Source organism: Agromyces sp. SYSU T00194 (assembly GCF_040496035.1).
Classification (GTDB): Bacteria; Actinomycetota; Actinomycetes; order Actinomycetales; family Microbacteriaceae; genus Agromyces; species Agromyces chitinivorans.
This window is the reverse complement of sequence record NZ_JBEPJZ010000001.1, coordinates 1,365,412-1,386,777: the sequence shown is the minus strand read 5'-3', so window position 1 is coordinate 1,386,777 and position 21,366 is coordinate 1,365,412. Positions and strand designations below refer to the sequence as shown.

The 21,366-nt window shown below is 73.6% G+C and carries 16 protein-coding genes and 1 pseudogene; 10 read left to right on the top strand and 7 right to left on the bottom strand.

What is annotated here, in order from left to right; translation table 11 throughout:
- The first annotated feature begins 19 nt into the window (after window positions 1-19).
- The 3 genes and pseudogenes from ABZK10_RS06455 to ABZK10_RS06445 form a co-directional block, all read left to right on the top strand.
- Window positions 20-2,029 carry a DUF222 domain-containing protein gene (locus tag ABZK10_RS06455; protein ID WP_353808357.1) on the top strand — a complete coding sequence of 670 codons (2,010 nt, stop codon included), beginning with the start codon at window positions 20-22 and terminating at the stop codon, window positions 2,027-2,029.
- A gap of 337 nt (window positions 2,030-2,366) precedes the next feature.
- Entirely contained in the window at window positions 2,367-3,161 is a 795-nt protein-coding gene (locus tag ABZK10_RS06450) for a FadR/GntR family transcriptional regulator (RefSeq protein ID WP_353808356.1), read from the top strand.
- 11 nt (window positions 3,162-3,172) lie between these two features.
- Window positions 3,173-4,405: pseudogene (locus tag ABZK10_RS06445) on the top strand (alpha-hydroxy acid oxidase); the annotation flags it as partial.
- A 330-nt stretch (window positions 4,406-4,735) separates the two neighbouring features.
- Here ABZK10_RS06445 and ABZK10_RS06440 read toward each other — a convergent pair.
- Window positions 4,736-5,260 carry a hypothetical protein gene (locus ABZK10_RS06440; RefSeq protein ID WP_353808355.1) on the bottom strand — a complete coding sequence of 175 codons (525 nt, stop codon included), beginning with the start codon at window positions 5,258-5,260 and terminating at the stop codon, window positions 4,736-4,738.
- 179 nt (window positions 5,261-5,439) lie between these two features.
- Here ABZK10_RS06440 and nhaA point away from each other — a divergent pair, with 179 nt between their 5' ends.
- Both nhaA and ABZK10_RS06430 read left to right on the top strand, forming a co-directional pair.
- A complete protein-coding gene (gene nhaA / locus ABZK10_RS06435) occupies window positions 5,440-7,308 on the top strand; it encodes a Na+/H+ antiporter NhaA (protein WP_353808354.1) in 1,869 nt (622 codons plus the stop codon).
- A 200-nt stretch (window positions 7,309-7,508) separates the two neighbouring features.
- Window positions 7,509-8,384, top strand: a complete 876-nt coding sequence (locus tag ABZK10_RS06430) for a helix-turn-helix transcriptional regulator (RefSeq protein ID WP_353808353.1) — start codon at window positions 7,509-7,511, stop codon at window positions 8,382-8,384.
- 272 nt (window positions 8,385-8,656) lie between these two features.
- On the opposite strand, the gene ABZK10_RS06425 is transcribed toward ABZK10_RS06430, so the two are convergent.
- Window positions 8,657-9,706 carry a zinc-binding dehydrogenase gene (locus ABZK10_RS06425; RefSeq protein WP_353808352.1) on the bottom strand — a complete coding sequence of 350 codons (1,050 nt, stop codon included), beginning with the start codon at window positions 9,704-9,706 and terminating at the stop codon, window positions 8,657-8,659.
- A gap of 182 nt (window positions 9,707-9,888) precedes the next feature.
- On the opposite strand from ABZK10_RS06425, the gene ABZK10_RS06420 reads away from it, so the two are divergent.
- Together ABZK10_RS06420 and ABZK10_RS06415 are read left to right on the top strand one after the other, a co-directional pair.
- Complete coding sequence (locus ABZK10_RS06420; protein ID WP_353808351.1) at window positions 9,889-10,257, top strand: DUF2255 family protein; 369 nt, start codon at window positions 9,889-9,891, stop codon at window positions 10,255-10,257.
- 60 nt (window positions 10,258-10,317) lie between these two features.
- The gene (locus ABZK10_RS06415; protein WP_353808350.1) at window positions 10,318-10,935 is read left to right on the top strand and encodes a TetR/AcrR family transcriptional regulator; all 618 of its coding nucleotides are present in this window, start codon (window positions 10,318-10,320) and stop codon (window positions 10,933-10,935) included.
- A gap of 77 nt (window positions 10,936-11,012) precedes the next feature.
- On the opposite strand, the gene ABZK10_RS06410 is transcribed toward ABZK10_RS06415, so the two are convergent.
- Window positions 11,013-13,274, bottom strand: a complete 2,262-nt coding sequence (locus ABZK10_RS06410; RefSeq protein ID WP_353808349.1) for a glycoside hydrolase family 3 C-terminal domain-containing protein — start codon at window positions 13,272-13,274, stop codon at window positions 11,013-11,015.
- 144 nt (window positions 13,275-13,418) lie between these two features.
- Here ABZK10_RS06410 and ABZK10_RS06405 point away from each other — a divergent pair, with 144 nt between their 5' ends.
- Entirely contained in the window at window positions 13,419-14,018 is a 600-nt protein-coding gene (locus tag ABZK10_RS06405) for a TetR/AcrR family transcriptional regulator (RefSeq protein WP_353808348.1), read from the top strand.
- Between the two features lie 70 nt (window positions 14,019-14,088).
- A complete protein-coding gene (locus tag ABZK10_RS06400) occupies window positions 14,089-15,306 on the top strand; it encodes an ROK family protein (RefSeq protein WP_353808347.1) in 1,218 nt (405 codons plus the stop codon).
- 10 nt (window positions 15,307-15,316) lie between these two features.
- On the opposite strand, the gene ABZK10_RS06395 is transcribed toward ABZK10_RS06400, so the two are convergent.
- Window positions 15,317-16,123: a polyprenol monophosphomannose synthase gene (locus ABZK10_RS06395; RefSeq protein WP_353808346.1), complete on the bottom strand. Its 807-nt coding sequence runs from the start codon at window positions 16,121-16,123 to the stop codon at window positions 15,317-15,319.
- A 38-nt stretch (window positions 16,124-16,161) separates the two neighbouring features.
- Window positions 16,162-17,679: a peptide MFS transporter gene (locus ABZK10_RS06390; protein ID WP_353808345.1), complete on the bottom strand. Its 1,518-nt coding sequence runs from the start codon at window positions 17,677-17,679 to the stop codon at window positions 16,162-16,164.
- 103 nt (window positions 17,680-17,782) lie between these two features.
- Between ABZK10_RS06390 and ABZK10_RS06385 the strand changes: the two genes are divergently transcribed.
- Window positions 17,783-19,072 carry an MFS transporter gene (locus ABZK10_RS06385; protein WP_353808343.1) on the top strand — a complete coding sequence of 430 codons (1,290 nt, stop codon included), beginning with the start codon at window positions 17,783-17,785 and terminating at the stop codon, window positions 19,070-19,072.
- A 110-nt stretch (window positions 19,073-19,182) separates the two neighbouring features.
- On the opposite strand, the gene rocD is transcribed toward ABZK10_RS06385, so the two are convergent.
- Both rocD and ddaH read right to left on the bottom strand, forming a co-directional pair.
- Window positions 19,183-20,409: an ornithine--oxo-acid transaminase gene (gene rocD / locus ABZK10_RS06380; protein ID WP_353808342.1), complete on the bottom strand. Its 1,227-nt coding sequence runs from the start codon at window positions 20,407-20,409 to the stop codon at window positions 19,183-19,185.
- Window positions 20,406-21,317, bottom strand: a complete 912-nt coding sequence (gene ddaH / locus ABZK10_RS06375) for a dimethylargininase (protein ID WP_353808341.1) — start codon at window positions 21,315-21,317, stop codon at window positions 20,406-20,408. The genes rocD and ddaH overlap by 4 nt, the downstream gene beginning before the upstream one ends.
- Window positions 21,318-21,366 lie beyond the last annotated feature (49 nt).

Sequence of the window (21,366 nt, the reverse complement as noted above, 5' to 3'; positions counted from 1 at the left end):
CAACCACTTGACTGATGGCATGAAGGAAGCGGACGGTCCCGGTCGCGAGCGGCGGCACGTGCCACTCGCCGCGGGCTCGGCGTCCGCCTTGGAGATGCTGCTCGCCGCAGCGATCGTGCGCTCCCGCACCGCGCTCGTCGAACGTACGGTGGGCCTGGCCTACGAACCCGGGTGGTCGAGCGGGCGAGCGGATGCCCCCGAGCCCACGCCCGCCGCACCGCGCACAGCGCTCCCGGTCCAGACCGAGCTCCCGCTTCCCGCACGGCCCTCGATCACGTCGCGGGTCGGCGCCGCGCCCGCCACGGGCCAGGCAACCCCCGACAGCCAGGCGCGTGCTGACGCCTCACTCGATCGCCTCGTCGCGATCGAGGCGGAGATCGCGGCGCTCCAGGCCGCTCGCGCGCGCGTGCTCGCAGACCTCGCTACCCACGCCGACGAGCGGGCCGCCGTCACCGCTTCCGCGGCGGAACACTCCCTGCGCCCCGAGCAGCGCGTGCGCGAACTCGAGCGTCGCTCCCTCGTGGCCGAGGTCGCGTGCGCGCTGCGCATGCCGGAGCGCTCGACGGAGCGGCTGGTCGACGAGGCCGAGTCGCTCGTGCACGACCTGCCCACCACGCTCGACGACCTCGCGACCGGGCACATCTCGTACCGGCACGCGCAGCGCCTGGTGGACCACGCGCTGAGCCTGCCTCCTCGGGCGCGGCCGGCGTTCGAGGCGGCAGCGTTGCCGCTCGCCGCCCGGCTGACCCCGGCCCGGTTCGATGCCCGGGCCCGGCGGCTGCGCGAGCGGATGCATCCCGACACCATCGCCGAGCGGGCACGCCGCGCCGCCGAAGACCGTACGGTCTCGCTCGAACCCGCCCGCGACGGCATGGCGTGGCTGCACGCCCTCCTGCCCGCCGCGCCCGCCGCCGAGGCCTTCGCCCGCGTGCGCGCGGCCGCCGCGAGCCTGTCGCGCATCGACGGCGAGACCCGCACCGAGACGCAACTGCGCGCCGACGTCCTGTCCGACCTCCTCACCGGTCGCGCGGATGCTCCCGCCGACGCCACCGGGTGCACCACGCCCGACCATGCCACCACCGGCCGCACCCCGCCCGACCAGGCCCCGCCCGACCAGGCCCCGCCCGACCATGCCACCACCGGCCGCACGACAACCGACCGCACGACAACCGACGAGGCGTCGAGCCGGCCGGGCACCGCACCCTCGACGGGTGCCGGGCGGTTCGCGCGCACCCGTCCCACGGTGTTCGTGACCGTTCCGGTCATGACCCTCCTGGGCACGACCGACGAACCCGGCGAACTGCACGGCGTGGGCCCGATCGACGCCGACACCGCCCGCGAGCTCGCGGGCCGGGCGCCGAGCTTCATCCGCATCCTCACGCACCCCGAGACCGGCGCCCGCCTCTCCATCGGCCGCGACCGGTACGCCGTCCCGTCCGACCTCCGTGCCGCGCTCATCACCCGCGACCAGACCTGCCGCTTCCCCGGCTGCGGCCGAGCCGCCGAACAGTGCGAGGTCGACCACGTCACCGACTGGGCACGCGGCGGACCCACCGACGCCGGCAACCTCGCCATGCTCTGCCCGAAGCACCACCACCTCAGGCACGAGACCGCCTGGAGCACCCGAACGGGGCCCGACCCCGGCACCATCCAGTGGCGCTCCCCCACCGGGCGCCACTACACCAGCGACCCGCCCACGCAGCTCCCACCCGCGCAAGACCCACCGGCGCAGGGACCATCGGCACAGGGCGGACCGGCACAGGGCGGACCGGCACAGGGCAGACCGACACCGGGCAGACCGACACCGGGCACGCCCGCGCAGGGCCGCCCGACACAGGAGACACCCGCGCACGGCCCACGTTCGGAGTGTCCACGTTCGGAGCATCGCGGCCCGCCGGACCGCTGCGCACCCGATGTCGACCCGGCCGACCGGCACCCGCTCGACCGCTGCAACCCGGATCGCCCGATGCTCGAACGAGCGCGCCGCCGACGCCCGCCACTCGCGGACGCGAACGACCCGCCGTTCTGATCGCACGCCCGGGGCCGGCGTCGGTCGTGCGCGCCGCCCGACGCCTGCCCCTACGCCCGACCGGCGCCGGACAGCGCCACCCACGCCCCCCGGCAATAGCCAGCGCCACCCACGCCCCCCGGCAACCAGACAGCGCCACCCACGCCCCCCGGCAATAGCCAGCGCCACCAACGCCCCCCGGCAACCAGACAGCGCCACCCACGCCCCCCGGCAACCAGACAGCGCCACCCACGCCTGCCCGCTGCCGGATGGCGGCGCCTCCGCCCGCCGGCGGGAGGGGTGGCATGTGGTCAGACCTCGATGTACCATGGTCGGACCACACAGGAGGAGCATGCCCGTGACGACGACGCCCGGCCCCGCGGCATCCGACGCCCCCCGCGCGTGGAAGACCGTGCTCGAGCACGTCGAGCAGGCGCTGCTCGACGGCACGCTCCGGCCCGGCGACCGCCTTCCCGGCGAGCGCCAGCTCTCGACCGACCTCGGCGTGGGCCGCTCGAGCGTGCGCGAGGCGATCCGCGTGCTCGAGGTGCTGGGGCTCATCCGCACCCGGTCGGGCTCCGGTCCGAACGCCGGCGCGATCATCGTGGCGACCCCGCGCGGCGGCATGTCGGCGCTCATGCGCCTGCAGGTCGCGGCCCAGGGCTTCCCGGTCGACGACGTGGTGCGCACGCGCCTCCTGCTCGAGGCATCCGTCGTCGGCGAGCTCGCCGCCGCCGCCCACGAGCACGACCTCGCCGACGCGCTCCAGCTCCTCGAGGCGATGGAACCGCCCGGGCTCGACCCCGAGGAGTTCCTCGCGCTCGACGCGCAGTTCCACGTCGCGCTGGCCGAGGCATCGGGCAACCAGGTCATCACCGCGATGATGGCCGGCCTCCGCAGCGCGATCGAGGGCTACGTGCTCGCCGGCGTGCCGCACATCCCCCACTGGGGCGAGACCGCCGACCGGCTGCGCGCCGAGCACCGCGAGATCGTGCGCGCGATCGACGCCGGCGACCCCGACGCCGCCGCCGCGCGCATCCGCGACCACATCGCCGGGTACTACGCCGAGTCGCTGCTCGACCCGCGGGCCCCCGCGACCTCCCCCACCCAGACCCAGACCACGACCCAGACCCAGACCCCGACCCCGCGATAGGAAGATCCACCATGGTGCAGCGACAGATGCCGAACCCCAAGGAGCTCGCACAGCTCATGCGGTTCAAGACCCCGACCCTGAACCCCACCGACCGTCGGCTCGAGTCGGCCCTCACGATCTGGGACCTCCGCGACATCGCGAAGCGCCGCACCCCGAAGGCGCCGTTCGACTACACCGAGGGCGCCGCAGAGGGCGAGCTCTCGCTGGCCCGCGCACGCCAGGCATTCCAGGACGTCGAGTTCCACCCGTCGATCCTGCGCAACGTGCCCGTCGTCGACACCAGCCGCGAGGTGCTGGGCGAGCGCAGCGCGCTGCCGTTCGGCATCGCGCCGACGGGCTTCACCCGCCTCATGCAGACCGAGGGCGAGGAGGCCGGTGCCGGAGCGGCCGGCGCCGCGGGCATCCCGTTCACGCTGTCGACCCTCGGCACCACCTCGATCGAGGGCGTGAAGGCCGCCAACCCGAACGGCCGCAACTGGTTCCAGCTCTACGTCATGCGCCAGCGCGAGATCTCCTACGGCCTCGTGCACCGTGCCGCCGCCGCGGGCTTCGACACGCTCTTCTTCACGGTCGACACCCCGGTCGCCGGCGCCCGCCTGCGCGACAAGCGCAACGGCTTCTCGATCCCGCCGCAGCTCACGCTCGGCACCGTGATCAACGCCATCCCCCGCCCGGCCTGGTGGATCAACTTCCTCACCACCCCGCCGCTCGAGTTCGCCTCGCTGTCGTCGACCGGCGGCACCGTGGGCGAGCTGCTCGACTCCGCCATGGACCCGACGATCTCGTTCGACGACCTCGACGTGATCCGCGAGATGTGGCCGGGCAAGATCGTCGTGAAGGGCGTGCAGACCGTCGAGGACGCGAAGCTGCTCGCCGACCGCGGCGTCGACGGCGTCGTGCTCTCGAACCACGGCGGCCGCCAGCTCGACCGCGCGCCCATCCCGTTCCACCTGCTCCCGCACGTCGTGCGCGAGGTCGGCGGCGACATGGAGGTGCACGTCGACACCGGCATCATGAACGGCGCCGACATCGTCGCGTCGATCGCGCTCGGCGCGCGCTTCACGCTCATCGGCCGCGCGTACCTCTACGGCCTCATGGCCGGCGGCCGCCGCGGCGTCGACAAGACCATCTCGATCCTCCGCACCGAGATCGAACGCACGATGAAGCTGCTCGAGGTCTCGTCGCTGGACGAGCTCGGCCCGCAGCACGTCACGCAGCTGTCGCGCATGGTGCCGGTCGCCAAGCCGGTGGCGGATGCCGCCGGGCAGGCCGCCGCATCGAAGCCCGCGACCGTGCGGGCGAACCGGTCGACCGCGTCGACCGGCACGAAGGCCGCTGCGTCGAAGTCGACGGGCCCGAAGACGGGCGCGGCGAAGTCGACCGGCACGAAGACCGCAGCGGCGAAGACGACCGGCACGAAGACCGCAGCGGCGAAGACGACCGGCACGAAGACCGCAGCGGCGAAGTCCACCGCCGCGAAGTCGGCGTCGAAGCCGAGCACCGCAGCGAAGTCGACCGGCCCGAAGGCCTCCTAGTCGACGACGGCTCGCGGGTCGGGCGGATGCCTCCGGGCGTCAGCCCGCCCGCGAGCTCGACCGGTTCGCGAGCGACGCGGTCGTGACCGACAGCGACGCCGCGCTGGCCATCTTCTGCACGGCCTTGAGCTGCTTGCGCCGCTGCTTCAACGCCTTCCGCTTGACCTTGTAGGTGCGCTTCGCGGCGCGCCGCGCCTCGCGCGTGCTGCTCGCCTCGGCGCGGTCCGCGGCGCGTTCGACGTCGCGCTTCGCGGCACGGGCCGAGGCCGCCGCCCGGTCGGGCGCAGACCTGGCCGACCGGCGCGAGGCACGCGCCGAGTCAGTGGCCCGCACGACCGCCTCGTCGACCTTCCGGCGCGCCTTCCCCGGCAGCGCGGCGGCCGCAACCGATGCACGGCGGGCGGCCTGCAGCGCCTGGTCGGCCGCCTCACGCGCCTCTCGCCGCGCTCGCACCGACGCCCGGGCCGCCTCGTCCGCGGCGCGCCTCGCCTTGCGCACCGACTTCGCCCGCACCGCCTTCGCGCGCTTCGACACCCGCGACCGGGCTCGATCCGAGCGTGCCATCGTGCTCCCTCCCCGGGCGGTGCGCCGGTGGCCCCGCCCACGCCGTCCCAGTCTGTCACCGACGCGCGGTCACGACGAGGGGTTGCGCCGCTTCCCTGGGCTCGGAGTGTGGATGCGACTGGCTCACGGGGTCTCCGCGACGCTACCGTGAGCGTCAGGCACGCGACGGACGGGACGGCATGGCGGAACGGATCGAACTCACGACCGCCCCGGCGGGACCCCCGGGACGCGCCCGGCCCACCCGCTCGCGCCGTCCGCGCTTCAGCGGCGGCTCGACGGAGCGCACCGCGGCGGGCCTCCTCCTGCTCGCGACGCTCGCCGCGATCCTCTGGGCGAACTCGCCGTGGAACGCGACCTACGACGAGTTCTGGTCGACCGAGATCGAGCTCGCGGTCGGCGGCTTCGACTTCCACATCAGCCTGCGCCACCTCGTCAACGACGGCATCATGACGCTGTTCTTCTTCGCCATCGGGCTGGAGGTCAAGCGAGAGATCACGATCGGCGAGCTCACCGACCGTTCGCGTGCGATGGTGCCGATGATCGCGGCGGTCGCGGGCCTGGTCGTACCCGCGCTGGTCTTCCTGGCCCTCGCCGGGCGCACCGACGAGGCATCCGCCTGGGGTGTCGTCATCTCGACCGACACGGCGTTCCTGGTCGGCGCGCTGGCCGTGATCGGCCCGAGGTTCCCCGCGCGGCTGCGCATCTTCCTGCTCACCCTGGCCGTGGTCGACGACGTCGGCGCGCTCGGGGCGATCGCGATCTTCTACAGCTCCGACATCCAGCTCTTCCCGCTCCTGCTCTGCGTCGTGTTCCTCGCCGGCATCTTCCTCGTGCGCTACCTGCCGGTCGGTCGCGGCCCCGCGTACGTCGTGCTCTCGATCGCGGCCTGGGCGGCGATGTACTCGTCCGGCGTGCATCCGACCCTCGCCGGCGTGGCCATCGCGCTGCTGATCCCGGTCTTCCCGCCGCGACGCCGCGACGTCGAGCGCGCGATGGAACTCACGACGGCGTTCCGCCAGTCTCCGAGCTCCGAGTACGCGGCCGCCGCGACGCGGGGCCTGCGCGAGTCGATCTCGGTGAACGAGCGTCTCCAGACGGCGTACTCGCCGTACGTGACGTACCTCGTGCTGCCGCTGTTCGCGCTCGCGAACGCGGGCGTGCGCCTCGACGCCGAGACCGTCGGCGCGGCGCTCGGCTCGATGCTCTTCTGGGGCATCGTCGCCGGGCTCGTGATCGGCAAGTTCGTCGGTATCACGGCGACCACCGCGATCGTGCGCGCCACCGGCATCGGCACGCTCGCGCCGGGACTGACCCTGGTGCGCGTCGCCGGCGGCGCGGCACTGTCGGGCATCGGCTTCACCATCTCGCTCTTCATCGTCGACATCGCCATCGAGGACCCGCTCGCCCAGTCGGAGGCGCGGTTCGGCGTGCTCGTGGCATCCGTCGTCGCCTTCCTGCTGGCGTGGGCGATCTTCCGCCTCGGAGACCGGTTCCAGCCGCCCGTCCCGGTGGGCGGCACGCTGGCGCGGCCCGTCGACCCCGAGCGCGACCACATCCGCGGCCCCGTCGACGCGCCGCTGACGCTGGTCGAGTACGGCGACTTCGAGTGCCCGTTCTGCAGCCGCGCCACGGGCTCGATCGACCACGTGCGCTCGGTGCTGGGCGACGAACTGCGCTACGTCTGGCGCCACCTGCCGCTGACCGAGGTGCACGAGCACGCCGTCGACGCGGCCCGCGCCGCGGAGGCCGCCGCGAAGCAGGGGGCGTTCTTCGACATGGGCCAGCTGCTGTTCGCCAACCAGGACCGGCTCGACGTCGACGACCTGTGCACGTACGCGAACCAGCTCGGCCTCGACGCCGACCGGTTCCTGGAGGACTTCAACTCGACCGAGGTCGCCAACCGGGTGACCGACGACGCGCTCGACGCCGAGGTGATGGACCTGCACTCGACGCCGACCTTCTTCATCGGCGACAAGCGCCACAAGGGCCCGTACGACGCGGCGACCCTCGTCGACGCGCTGCGCGCCTCGCGCGACCCGGCGCACTGAGACCCGTCGATTCCCTGCGCTCCCGGCCCTCAGCACGCAGCTGTTCGACGGGTCTCGGGCGGCGCCCATCCGGACCCGTCGATGCCCTGCACTCCCGGCGCCCAGAGCGCAGCGGTTCGACGGGTCTCGGAACGCGCATGCCGCGAGACGGGCACTCGCAGGGCCTCCCAGCGGCGCGGGCAGGGGCATACCGTGGAGGCATGGCCGAGCTGCGCGACGAGATCCGGGAGTTCCTGAGTTCCCGGCGCGCCCGCATCACGCCGGACCAGGCGGGCCTGCCCGCGTACGGCGGCAACCGCCGCGTGACCGGCCTGCGGCGCGAGGAGGTCGCGATGCTCGCGGGCGTCTCCGTCGACTACTACGTGCGCCTCGAGCGCGGCAACCTCGCGGGGGCGTCCGACGGGGTGCTCGACGCGCTCGCGACGACCCTCGGGCTCGACGAGGCCGAGCGGCAGTACCTGTTCGACCTCGCCCGCGCCCAGGGCCCCGGCCGCGCGCGGCCCGTGGGCTCGGCCCGGCAGGCGCCGTTCGTGCGACCGGCGGTGCAGCAGGTGCTCGATGCGGTGACGGATGCCCCCGCGTGGGTGCGCAACGCACGGCACGACATCCTCGCGGCGAACCTGCTCGGCCGGGCGCTCTACTCGCCCGTCTTCGACGACCCGCACCGCCCGGTGAACACCACGCGCTTCGCCTACCTGAACCCGGCGGCGCGCGAGTTCTGGCGCGACTACGACCAGATCACGCACGACGCGGCGGCCATGCTGCGGCTGGAGGCCGGCCGCACCCCGCACGACCCCGACCTCATCCGGCTCGTCGGCGAGCTGTCGACGCAGAGCGAGCTCTTCCGCGAGCGCTGGGCCTCGCGCGACGTGAAGTTCCACCGCAGCGGCCGAAAGCGCCTGCACCACCCCGTGGTCGGCGACCTCGACCTCGACTACGAGTCGATGGAGCTGCCGAGCGAGCCGGGGCTCGTGCTGAACGTCTACACCGCGCCGGCGGGCTCGCCGTCGGCCGACGCGCTGCGGGTGCTCGCGTCGTGGGCGGCCACCCACGAGGACGAGTTCACGCCCGTCTGAGGACGCCCCCGAACCCGCCCAGCGCCGCCCCCACCCGGCCCCGACCCCGACCCCGCCCCCACGCAATCCCGCCCTCCGAACGTCGAGGGTGCTCGATCCGACGCCGGATGCCCCGGATCGGGGTCGTTCGCGTCGGTTCGAGCGCACTCGGCGAAGGGGGTCAGGACCGGTGAACCACTCCTCGGGGTCCCTGCACGGTGGCTCCCGTGGGTTGCAGTTCGGTGCTCATCGTGCCCCTCCCCTGTCCGGGGCCTCGTGCCGGCGGGCGGCCCTCAGAACCCCACCATGACCTTGAGCGCCTCGCGGGCGTCCATCGCGGCGTACGCGGCGGGCACGTCGTCGATGCCGACCGTGCGGTCGAACACGCGGCCCGGGTCGATCTCGCCGTCGAGCACCTGCCGGATCGCCGGCTCGAGGTAGGCGCGCACGGGCGCCGGGCCGCCCGTCAGGGTGACGTTCTTGCCGAACAGCGAGCCGAAGCCGACCGGGGCCTCCTCGTACTGCGGCACGCCGACCCGCGAGATGACGCCGCCCGGGCGCACCACGCCGACCGACTGCTCGTACGCGGGCATGTGGCCGACGGCCTCGAGCACGACGTGGCTGCCCTCGCCGCCGGTCAGGTCCATGACCTTCGCGATGCCCTCCGCGCCGCGCTCGGCGACGACGTCCGTCGCACCCCACTCGACGCCCAGGTCGGTGCGGGAGCGGTGGCGGCCCATCAGGATGATGCGCTCGGCGCCCAGCGTGCGCGACGCGAGCACGGCCGAGAGCCCGACCGCGCCATCCCCGATCACGGTGACGGTCTTGCCCGGCTCCACGCGCCCCGTGTGCGCGGCGTGGTAGCCGGTGAGGTACACGTCCGACAGGGTCAGGAGCGACGCGAGCAGGCCCGGATCGGCACCGGCGGGGTCGACCCCCGGCACCTTCACGAGCGAGCCGTCGGCCTGCGGGATGCGGGCGAGCTCGGCCTGGAGGCCGCCGACGTGGGCATTGCCGTAGAAGCCGCCGTTGACGCAGGACGTGTGCACGCCCTCGCCGCAGAACACGCACGTGTTGTCCTGGAACGCGAACGAGGCGATGACGAAGTCGCCGCGCTGCAGGGTGGTGACCGCCTCGCCGATCTCCTCCACGACGCCGATGAGCTCGTGACCCATGGGCCGGCCGTGCTCCGCATGCGGCATCGAGTGGAACGGGTGCAGGTCGCTGCCGCACACGCACGTGCGGACCGTGCGCACGATCGCGTCGGTGGGCCGGCGGATGCTCGGGTCGGGCACCGTCTCGACGCGCACGTCGCCGGCACCGTACATCAGGGTGGCCTTCATGGGGTCTCGGATCTCCTTCGCGATGGTTCGCCGCGCACCTGCGTGGACGGCGCGGCGAGACCAGTCCATCCCGTCGCGAGCGTGCGCGGGAGGCCCCATCGTGACAGGTACCGCCAGGACCTGTCATCCCGTGCCGCAGCACGGCAGAGTGGTGGGGAACGTCCATGACGAGAGGAAGCACCATGCCCACGTGGACCCCCGATGACCTCGCCGAGCTCGAGCGCGACCACGAGATCCGCGTCGCCGGCCGACGGGCGGACGGGTCGCTGCGGACCCTCACGATCGTGTGGCAGGTCGTCGTGGACGGCGCGCTCTACGTCCGCTCCTACAAGGGCGCCGAGGGCCAGTGGTACCGCGGCGCCCTGCGCCACCTCGAGGGCGCGATCAGCTGGAACGACGTGACCCGCAGGGTCGCCTTCATCCCGGACGACACCCGAGACGACGCCGTCGACGACGCGTACTTCGCCAAGTACGGCGACACCGGGCCGACCCGCGCGATGGTCGCGCCGGCCGCGGCCGCGACGACCCTCCGCGTCGAGCCGCGCGACTGATCCCGTTCCCCGGCGCCGCACGGGTACGCTCGACTGCGACGGGGCGGGAGGCACGGGCATATGGCGGACCAGGTCGCGGCGACGAGCCGCAGGCGCGGCCCGTACGCGAAGACGAAGGCGACGCGCGCCGCGATCCTCGACGCGGCGCTCGACGTGTTCGCGCGGGGCGGCTTCCGCTCGGGGTCGATCCGCGACATCGCCGCCGCCGTCGGCATGAGCGAGGCGGGCCTGCTGCACCACTTCCCGAACAAGAGCGCGCTGCTGGCGGCCGTGCTCGAGCACCGCGACGAGCGGTCGCTCGAGGTGCTCGGCGAGGACGACGCGGATCCGCGTGCCTCGCTCCGCGGGCTCGTCGAGCTCGCCCGCTACAACGCGTCGGTACCGGGCGTGGTCGCGCTGTACTGCACGCTCTCGGCGGAGGCCACCGATCCCGGCCATCCGGCGCACGAGTACTTCGTCACGCGGTACGCCGACACCGTGGGTCGGCTCGAGCGCGCATTCGACGGATGCCGCGAGCTGGGCCGCCTGCGGTCGGGCACGTCGCCCGCGTCGGCGGCCCGCCAGGTCGTCGCCGTCATGGACGGACTGCAGGTGCAGTGGCTGCTCGACCCCGACGGGGTCGACATGGCGGCGGAACTGCGCGCGTTCCTCGACGAGGTGGTCGACCTCTCCGACTGAGCGCCGACAGGCGGGCACCCGGGCGACGCACGACGCGGGGCCGACGCAGGTGCGTCGACCCCGCGTGGGTGCGGATGCTACGACGCGGCGTTGCCCGTCGCGAGGAGCTGCTCGACGTCGTCGCGGGTGATCGGCATCCCCGGGAACGACGTGAGCCTGCCGATCGGGAACGAGGCCAGCATCTTGAACATCGCGGGGTCGGCCAGCACGGAGCCCTCGCCCGCAAGCGCCTGCAGCAGCACCGGACCTGCGACCGGGTGGGCCACGACCTCGCCGATGGTCGAGTCCATGGTCAGCGGCGCCCGCACGTCGTCGCCCGCCACCTCGACGGTCGCGGTCGCCCGCAGGTCGCGGCTCGACGCCCCGATGGACAGCTCGTACGCGCCGCCCTCCACGATCCAGGCGCCGGCGCGCGTGTCCCAGTACGCGAGGTCGTCGCGACGCAGGTGCACCTCGGCGACGCGCGATTCTCCTGCCGGCACGAACACCTTGGCGAAGCCCTTGAGCTCGCGCGGCGCGCGGACGACGTTCGAGCCGGGCAGCGCCGAGTAGACCTGCACGACCTCGGCGCCGTCGCGATCGCCCGTGTTGGCCACGGTCACGCGCACGACGACGCCGTCCGCGGTGGCCTCGGCCGAGGCATCCGCGTACCCGAAGGTCGTGTACGACAGGCCGTGGCCGAAGGGGAACGCCACGTCGATGGCGCGGGCGTCGTACCAGCGATAGCCCACGAACAGCCCCTCGCCGTAGCGCACGTGCGAGTGCTCGCCCGGGAAGTCGAGGAACGCGGGGCTGTCCTCGAGGCGGTGCGGGATGGTCTCGGCGAGGCGGCCCGACGGGTTCACGCGGCCGTAGAGCACGTCGGCGACCGCGCCGCCGCCGGCCTGGCCGAGCAGCCAGCCCTCGAGGATCGCCGGCACGCGCTCGGCGAACGGCAGGCGCACCACGCCGCCGTTCGAGAGCACGACGACCGTGTTCGGGTTGGCGGCGACGACGCGCTCGGCGAGCTCGAGCTGGGCGGTCGGCAGCTCGATGTCGTCGCGGTCGAATCCCTCGGACTCGAGCTCGGCCGGGACGCCGAGGAACAGCAGCACCGTGCCGGCCGCGGATGCGGCGGCCACCGCCTCCTCGGCGAGCGAGGCGTCGACGGAGCCGTCGGCGGTGTAGCCCGCGGCGAACGGGACGTCGTCGCCGGCGACCCGGCGGATCTGGGTGAGCGCGTCGTCCAGGCGGGTCGGGTTGATGAGCGACGAACCGGCGCCCTGGTAGCGCGGGGTGCGGGCGAGCTCGCCGATGACGGCGACGGACGCCGCCGGGTCGAGCGGGAGCACGCCGCCCTCGTTGCGGAGCAGCACGATGCTCGCCGCGGCGACCTCGCGGGCGAGCGCGTGGTGGGCGTCGACGTCGTACGCCGCATCCGGCCGCGCACCGGCCACGGCCTTGCGGACGAGGTCGAGGTTGCGCTGCACCGCGCGGTCGAGCGCGGCCTCGTCGAGCTCCCCCGCCCGGACCGCGGCGACCAGCTGGGCGTCGGTGCGCCCCCCGCTCGACGGCATCTCGAGGTCGAGCCCGGCGACGAGGCCCGTCACGCGGTCGTTCACGGCGCCCCAGTCGGAGACCACGAGGCCCTCGAAGCCCCACTCGTCGCGAAGGACCGTCGTGAGCAGCCACGGGTCCTCCGACGTGTGGACCCCGTTGAGCCGGTTGTACGAGCACATGACGGTCCACGGCTGGGCGTCCTGCACGACCCGCTGGAACCCGCGGAGGTAGATCTCTCGCAGCGGACGCTCGTCGATGTCGGCCGAGACCCGCATGCGGTCGGTCTCCTGGTTGTTCGCGGCGAAGTGCTTCAGCGACGCGCCGACGCCCTGCGACTGGAGGCCGCGCACCAGCGCGGCGCCCATGACGCCCGAGACGATCGGGTCCTCGGAGAGGTACTCGAAGTTGCGGCCGCACAGCGGCGAGCGCTTGATGTTGATGCCCGGGCCGAGCAGCACGCCCACGTCCTCGGCCAGCGATTCCTCGCCCAGCGCGACGCCGACGCGCTCGAGGAGCGCGGGGTCGAACGACGAGCCCAGCGCGACGGCCGGCGGGAAGCAGGTGGCCGGCACGCTGTCGGCGATGCCCAGGTGATCGGCGCTCGCGCGCTGCTTGCGCACGCCGTGCGGGCCGTCCGTCAGCATGATGGCCGGGAGCCCCACGCGCTCGATCGGCTTCGTGGTCCAGAAGCTCGCACCGCTGGTCAGCGACGCCTTCTCCTCGAGGGTGAGGTCGGCCGGCTCCACCACGCGGCCGGTCGCCCCGGCCGTCGCCTCGGGGGGCGTCATCGTGTCGGTCATCATCGCTCCTTCGTTCTGGCACCGGGCCGCCGGACGAGGGGAACGCACCGGCGCGGTGAGGAAACCATAGCTCGCACGGTTTTGTATTTCAAGTGGTCACTTGGTTTTCACTGGCCGACCTGCCGAGCCGCTAGCATCGTCCGCATGGCACGCAGGGGCTCGTACGCGAAGGGCATCGCCAAGCGCGAGGAGATCCTCTCCACCGCGCTCGACGTCATCGCGCGCAACGGCTACCGGGGCGCGTCCGTCAAGGAGCTCGCCGACGCGGTCGGACTCAGCCAGGCGGGCCTGCTCCACTACTTCGGCAGCAAGGAGGAGCTCTTCGCCGAGGTGCTCCGCATGCGCGACGAGCGCGACGCCCGGAGCATCGACCGGACGACCGGCCGGTCGCTCGACGCCTTCGTCGACGTCGTGCGCGGGAACACGGGGGTCCCCGGGCTCGTGCAGCTCTACGCGCAGCTGTCGGTCGAGGCATCCGACCCCGCGCACCCCGCGCACGAGTACTTCGTCGAGCGCTACCGCACCTTCCGTGCCGGCATGGCCGACCACCTCCGCACGCAGCAGGACGCCGGCGTCGTGCGCGCCGACCTCGACCCCGACGCGCTCGCGGCGGTGCTCGCCGCCGCGGCCGACGGGCTCCAGACCCAGTGGATGCTGGACCCGGACATCGACATGGCCGCGCACCTCCGGGTGCTCATCGACGCCCTCGACGCCCCGGGAACCGCCCGCGACGACACCCCCTAGGGGACTCCCCCGCGCGCCCGGCGTGTGCCATGCTGGCGACATGATCCGAGGGGAACGGATGGGGGACGCCATGGCGCGCGCACCGATGGCGGATCCCGACGCACGCACGCGGAACCTCGCGCTGGTCGTCGGGCGGCTCGCCGCCGAGGGGCCGGTCTCGCGGACCGAGCTCGCCGACGCGACGGGCCTCGCACGGGGATCCATCCGCACGCTCGCGTCCACCCTCATCGACGCCGGCGTCGTGCGCGAGGCGACCGTCGGCGGTGGGAACGGCGGCGGCCGGCCGCGCACGGTGCTGCGCCTGGCCACCGACGACCTCGCCCTCATCACGGCGCGCATCGACGCCGACGCGGCCGTCGCCGTGCTGCACGCGATCTCCGGCGACGAGCTCGCACGATTCACCGCCCGCCACGGCGGCCCCGTCGAGGACCCGGGCACCGTGCTCGACGTCCTCGCGCAGGTGCTCGACGCGGCGATCGGCGCCGCCGACCAGCGCGACCGCCGGGTCGGCGCCGTCACCCTGGTCGCCTCGGGCGTCGTCGGCGGCGAGCCCGCCATCGTGCGCGTCGACCACGAGCTGGGCTGGCGCGACGTCGACGTCATCGGGGGCCTGCGGGAGCGGATGCCGCGCCTGCTCGCGCTCGAGCCCGGCCTGCCCCAGGCGGTGACGCTGCTCGGCGAGGGCACCGCGGCGGCGCACGCCGAACTCGACGCGCCCGACGCCCCGCGCGGGTTCGTGTACGTCTCCGGCCAGAGCGGCCTCGGCGGCGCGGTCGTCGTCGACGGCGCGGTCCTGCCGGGCGCCTTCGGATCCGCCGGGGCGCTCGGGCACCTCGCGATCGATCCCACCGGGGTGCCCTGCCGCTGCGGACAGCACGGCTGCCTCGTCACGATCGCCGGTCCCGAGATCGTGCTCGAGCGCGCGGGCCTGACCGAGCTGCGACGCGAGCACGGCCTGGCCGCCGCGCTCGAGGAGCTGCGCGACCGCATCGACGCCAACGACCAGCACGCGGTCTGGTCGTGGAACGACGCGGTGCTCTGGATCGGGCGCGCGCTGCGCGCGCTCGACACCGCCCTCGACCCGTCGGCGATCGTGGTCGGCGGCTACTGGGCCGAGCTCGTCGGCGACATCGCCGACGCGGTCGCGACCGACGGGTTCCTCAGCGACGATCCCGAGCAGGTGCCGCTGGTGCTCGCCGCCGCCGCCGGAACCGACGCCGCGCTGCTCGGCGGGTTCGCCAGCGCACGGTCGCGCCTGCTCGCCGACCCGCTGCAGCTGGCCGTCTGACCCGGGCGCCTCAGGCGTCGCCGGCGGAACCGCCCGCGACGGAGCCGACCGCGTCGCGCCGCGACGGGCGACCACGCCCGCGGAGCGCGTCCCACCACCCGCGCAGGCCCCAGCCCGTCACGCGCAGCGCGGCCTCGACCGCGATGCCGACGCTCATCTTGCTCGCCCCGTGCTCGCGGTCGACGAATCGCACGGGCTCCTCGGCCACCACGAGCCCGGCGCGGTGCGCATGCCAGAGCACGTCCACCTGGAACCCGTACCCGCGCGAGTGCACGTCGGCGAGGTCGATCCGGCGCAGCGCGTCGGCGCGGAACACCCGGTAGCCCGCCGTCGCGTCGCGCGCCGGAAGGCGCAGCACCAGGTGCGCGTAGGCGCTCCCCATGCGGGACACCAGCCGCCGGTGCGTGGGCCAGTTCTCCACCGACCCCCCGTCGACCCAGCGCGAGCCCACGACGACGTCGGGCGTCGTGCCGGAGGCATCCGCCGCCTCGAGCCGTGCCAGCAGTCGCGGCAGCTCCTCGGGCAGGTGCGAGCCGTCGGCGTCCATCTGCACGACCGGGTCGTACCCGCGCTCGAGGGCCCAGTCGAACGCGTGGAGGTAGGCCGCTCCGAGTCCCTCCTTGCCGGCGCGATGCAGCACGTGCAGGGCCGCGTCACGCGTCGCCATCTCGTCGGCGAGCTCACCCGTGCCGTCGGGCGAGCTGTCGTCGACGACCAGCACCGAGGCGTCGGGAACGGCCGCGCGGACGCGGGCGACGATCGGCCCGAGGTTCTCCCGCTCGTCGTACGTGGGAATGACCACGAGCGTGTTCGACATGCGCGCAGCCTAGCGCGAACGGCATGCCGCGCGTCGGGTCAGCGCACACCCCGCATGAGCCGCAGCACCGGGCGCACGGCGAGGAACAGGCACGCGCCGATCACGATGGCGATCGCGCCCAGCACCCCGAAGTACGTGGCCTCGTTGACCCGCGTGTAGAACTCGGCGAGGAGCCCGGCGATCGACGTGCCGAGCGCGATCGACAGGAAGAACAGCGCGACCATCTGCGTGCGGAAGATGGCGGGGGCGAGCTTCGTCGCGACCGAGAGCCCCACGGGCGACAGCAGCAGCTCGGCGACGGTGAACGTGAAGAGGATGAGCACCATCCACAGCAGCGGCGTGGAGTTCTTGCCGCCGTCGGCGAACGGGAGGAACAGCAGGAACGCGACCCCCATCACCACGGTCCCGAGCGCGAACTTCACGGGGGTCGACGGCTGCCTGGTGCCGAGCTTGGTCCAGAGCGCGGCGAAGACGCCCGACAGGATGATGATGAAGATCGGGTTGATCGACTGCACCCACGGCACGGGCATCTCCCAGCCGAGGATCGACCGGTCGAGCTGCTCGTCGGAGTAGATCGTGAGCACGGTGAACTGCTGCTGGTACAGCGACCAGAAGCCGACGCTCGTGATGAACAGGGGGATGAACGCGTAGACGCGCGACCGCTCGGTCGCGTCGATGCGCTGCGACGTCAGGATGACGGCGAAGTACGCGATCGCCGCGATGACGGTGCCCGCGATCACGAGGGTCACGAGGTTGTTGGCGTTCACGAGTCCGAGCAGCACGCCGACCAGGACCAGCACGATCGCGACGGCCGCGATCACCGCCGCGATCACCCGGCGATCGGCGGGCAGCGGGTTGGGGACCTCGCGAGCGACGTCGGGGATGCGCCGGCGGCCGAACGAGTACTGGATGAGGCCGATCGCCATGCCGACCGCGGCCAGGCCGAAGCCCCAGTGGAACCCCATGGTCGACTGCAGCAGCCCGGTCAGCAGCGGCCCCAGGAACGCCCCGAGGTTGATGCCGAGGTAGAACAGCGAGAAGCCGGCGTCGCGCCGCGGGTCCTCCGGGCGGTAGAGCGTGCCCACGACGGCGGTGGCGTTCGCCTTCAGCCCACCGCTGCCGAGCGCCACCAGGATCAACCCGACGCCGACGCCCCAGAACCCCGGCAGCAGCGCGAGCGCGATGTGCCCGAACATGATGACGACGGCGCTCCAGAACAGCACCCGTTCCGAGCCGAACAGCCGGTCGGCGATCCAGGCGCCGAGCACGGTCGACAGGTAGACCGCTCCCCCGTAGGCGCCGACGATGCCGGCCGCCGTCGACTGCTCCATGCCGAGGCCGCCCTCGGACGCGGAGTAGTACAGGTACAGCAGCAGGATGCCCTGCATGCCGTAGAAGCTGAACCGCTCCCACATCTCCACGCCGAAGATGTTGGCGAGCGCGCGCGGCTGCCCGAAGAACCCGTGGTCGTCCGTCGTGCCGACACCCGGCAGGCGGGGCTCGCCCTCCGAAGGGCTCGCGTCCCCCGGCGCGGGCTCGGCGACATCGTCGCTCATGGCGTCATGCTATGCCCGTGGCGCCCGCGGGTCGAGTGCGGTCGACGACGGATGCCCCGGCCGGACCGGGGCCCCCACCGGTCACCGCGTACGATCGGACGCAGTGACACCTCCAGACCGGGACGCAGCCGGCCGCGCGTTCCCGTGGCTGCTCACGGCGGGCATCATGCTCGTCGCCCTGAACCTGCGTGCGCCCATCGTCGCACTCGCACCGGTGATCGAGCGCATCGAGGACGACCTCGGCCTGACCCCCGCCACCGCGGGGCTCCTGACGACGCTCGCCGTGCTCTGCTTCGCGCTGGCCACGCCGATCGCGGCGCTCGTGATCCGGCTGAGCGGGGCCGAGCGTGCCGTGCTCATCGCCCTCGTCGGGGTCCTCGCCGGCACGATCATCCGCGCGAGCGCCGGCACCGCCTTGGCGTTCGCCGGCATGGTCGTGATCGGGGTCGCCATCACCATCGGCAACGTGGTCATGCCCGTGGTCATCCGACGCGACGTGCCACCCGAGCGCGCGACACTCGTCACCGGCGGCTACGCCGCGATGTTCAACGTCGGCACGATGCTCACCACCCTCGCGACGGCCCCGCTCGCCGATCTCGTGGGCTGGCGCGCGGCGACGACCGCCTGGGGCGTGCTCGTGATCGCCGCGCTCGTCGTGTGGAGCGCGTACCTGCGTCGCCGGAACGCCAGCGCCCGCCGGTCGCCGCACGTCCCGCAGGCACCGCCGCACACCGAGTCGGCGGCGCCGGCACCGCCGGAGGCCCTCACGGGCGGCATCACGATCGTGGACCACCGGCGCAGCGACCGCTCGGGCGCGCAGGACTCCGCATGGCGCAACCCGCTCACGTGGCTGCTGACCCTCGCCTTCGCGGCGCAGGCGTGGTCGTACTACGGCTTCACGTCGTGGCTGCCGTCGATGCTGTCGGACCTGCACGGGATCGACGCGGTCGGAGCCGGCGTCGCATCGTCGGTGTTCCAGGTCGCGGCGATCGTCGGCGCGCTGGGCGTGCCGCTGGTCGGCGCGCGTGCCCCGCAGTGGGTGCCCGCGGCCCTGGTCGGCGCGCTCTGGGTGAGCCTGCCGGTGGGCCTGCTCGTCGCGCCCGAGGCGTACGTGCTGTGGGAGGTCATCGGCGGGGTCGCGCAGGGCGGCGGGTTCGTCGTCATCTTCACGGTCATGGTGCGGCGCGCGCGCAGCGACCGCGAGGCGGCCGGCATGTCCGCGATCGTGCAGGGCGGCGGCTACCTCGTGGCGGCCCTCAGCCCGCCGCTGCTCGGCGCGCTGCACGAGGCGACCTCGGGGTGGGCGCTGCCGCTCGCGGTGCTCGTCGGCAGCACCGTCGCGTTCCTCGTGCTCGCCCTCACGTCGACGCGCGTCGCCGAGCGCCGGCCCTGAGGAGGTCGCTTCTCAGGACCTCGGCGCCCGAGCAACCGCCTCACACGGCGTGTCGCCCGCCGTGGCTCCTGGGATCCGGCCCAGGTTCCTGAGCAGCGCAGCCCACCGGCTCAGCCGGCGAGCTCCGCGAGCACGGCCTCGAGCTGGTCGACGGCCCAGTCGAGGTCGGATGCCTCGACGACGATCGGCGGCGCGAGCCGGATCGTCGACCCGTGGGTGTCCTTCGCCAGCACTCCGCGGCGCATGAGCGCCTCGCAGACCTCGCGGCCCGTGCCGAGCGCGGGGTCGATGTCGATGCCCGCCCAGAGCCCGGCGCCGCGCACGGCGACGACGCCGCGCCCGACGAGCGCGTCGAGCCGGGCGCGCAGCCGCGCCCCGAGGTCGCGCGCGCGGGCCTGGGGCTCGCCGCTCGCGAGCAGCCGCACGACCTCGAGGCCAACCGCGGCGGCCAGCGGGTTGCCGCCGAACGTCGAGCCGTGCTCGCCGGGCCGCAGCACGCCGAGCACGTCGGCGCTGCCGACGACGGCCGACACCGGCACGATGCCGCCGCCGAGCGCCTTGCCGAGCGTCACGAGGTCGGGGCGCACGCCGACCAGGTCGCACGCGAGCGTCGAGCCGGTGCGGCCGAGCCCCGACTGGATCTCGTCGGCGATGAGCAGCACGCCGTTCGCGTCGCACAGCTCGCGCACCCGCGGCAGGAAGTCGGCCGGCGGCACGACGATGCCCGCCTCGCCCTGGATCGGCTCGACGAGCACCGCAACGGTGTTCGCGTCGATCGCGTCGGCCGCCGCGTCGGCGTCGCCGTAGGGCACCGCCCGGAAGCCCGGCGTGAACGGGCCGAAGTCGGCGCGCGCGTCGGGGTCGTCGCTGAACGAGACGATCGTGGTGGTGCGGCCGTGGAAGTTGCCGGCCATGACGACGATGTTCGCGGCATCCGTCGGCACGCCCTTGACCCGGTACCCCCAGGCGCGCGCGACCTTGATCGCCGACTCGACCGCCTCGGCGCCCGTGTTCATCGGCAGCACCATGTCCATGCCGACGAGTTCGGCGAGCTCGGTCACGAACGGCCCGAGCCGGTCGTTGTGGAACGCGCGGCTGGTGAGCGTGATGCGGTCGAGCTGCGCGTGCGCGGCGGCGACGAGCTGCGGATGCCCGTGCCCGAAGTTCACCGCCGAGTAGGCGGCGAGGCAGTCGAGGTAGCGTCGCCCCTCGACATCCGTCACCCAGGCGCCCTCGCCCGAGGCGACGACCACGGGCAGCGGGTGGTAGTTGTGCGCCGCGTGCGCCTCCTCGAGGGCGATCGCGGCTTCGGTGGCGTTCTCGGCGGTGTGGATCATCGGCGCAGCTCCAGGGTGCAGCACTTCACGCCGCCGCCGCCGAGCAGCAGCTCGGAGAGGTCGACGCCGATCGGGGTGTAGCCGTGGGCGCGCAGCTGCTCGGCGAAGCCTTCCGCGCGGGCGGCGATGACGACGTTGCGGTTGTCGCTGAACGAGTTGAGGCCGAGGATCGCGGCGTCCTCCTCCGACACGATGATCGCGTCGGGGTAGCGGGCCTCGAGCACGGCGCGGGACGCCTCGTCGAACGCAGTCGGCAGGTAGGCGATGTGCTCGCGGCCGGGCGTGGGGTCGAGCACCGCGAGCGCGGTGTCGAGGTGGTAGTAGCTCGGGTTCACCAGGCGCAGGGTCACGACCTCGCGACCGAACACCCGGCCGATCTCCTCGTGCGAACGGGAGTCGCTGCGGAAGCCGGTGCCGGCGAGGATCGCGTCGCCGACGAGCAGGAAGTCGCCCTCCCCCTCGTTGATCTCGACCGGGCGGTGCACGCGGAACCCGGCCGCATCGAACCAGTCCATGTAGGCGGGGCCCTCGGCCTGCCGCTCGGGGTGGGTGAAGCTCGCGCCGTAGGCGATGCCGTCGAGCACGAATCCGCCGTTGGCCGCGTAGACCATGTCGGGCAGCCCGGCGATCGGGTCGATGAGCTGCACGTCGTAGCCGAGCTGCACGTACGTGTCGTACAGGGCCTGCCACTGCTGCACCGCGAGGCTCGTGTCGGTCGGCAGGGCGGGGTTCATCCACGGGTTGATGCGGTAGACCACCGTGAAGTGCTCGGGGCGGCACATCAGCACCGTCTTCCGCACCGCCCTGCGCTCGGGGCGGGCGGCGGTCGTGCGGGCCAGGGCGCCGGAACCGGCCGGGCCGGTGGTCAGGGCCTGCTCGTCGGTGGGGTTGTCTGTGGCGATCGACATCGCGCCTCCTTCACTCGTCGGCGGCGGTGCAACGGTGCCGGCGAGGACC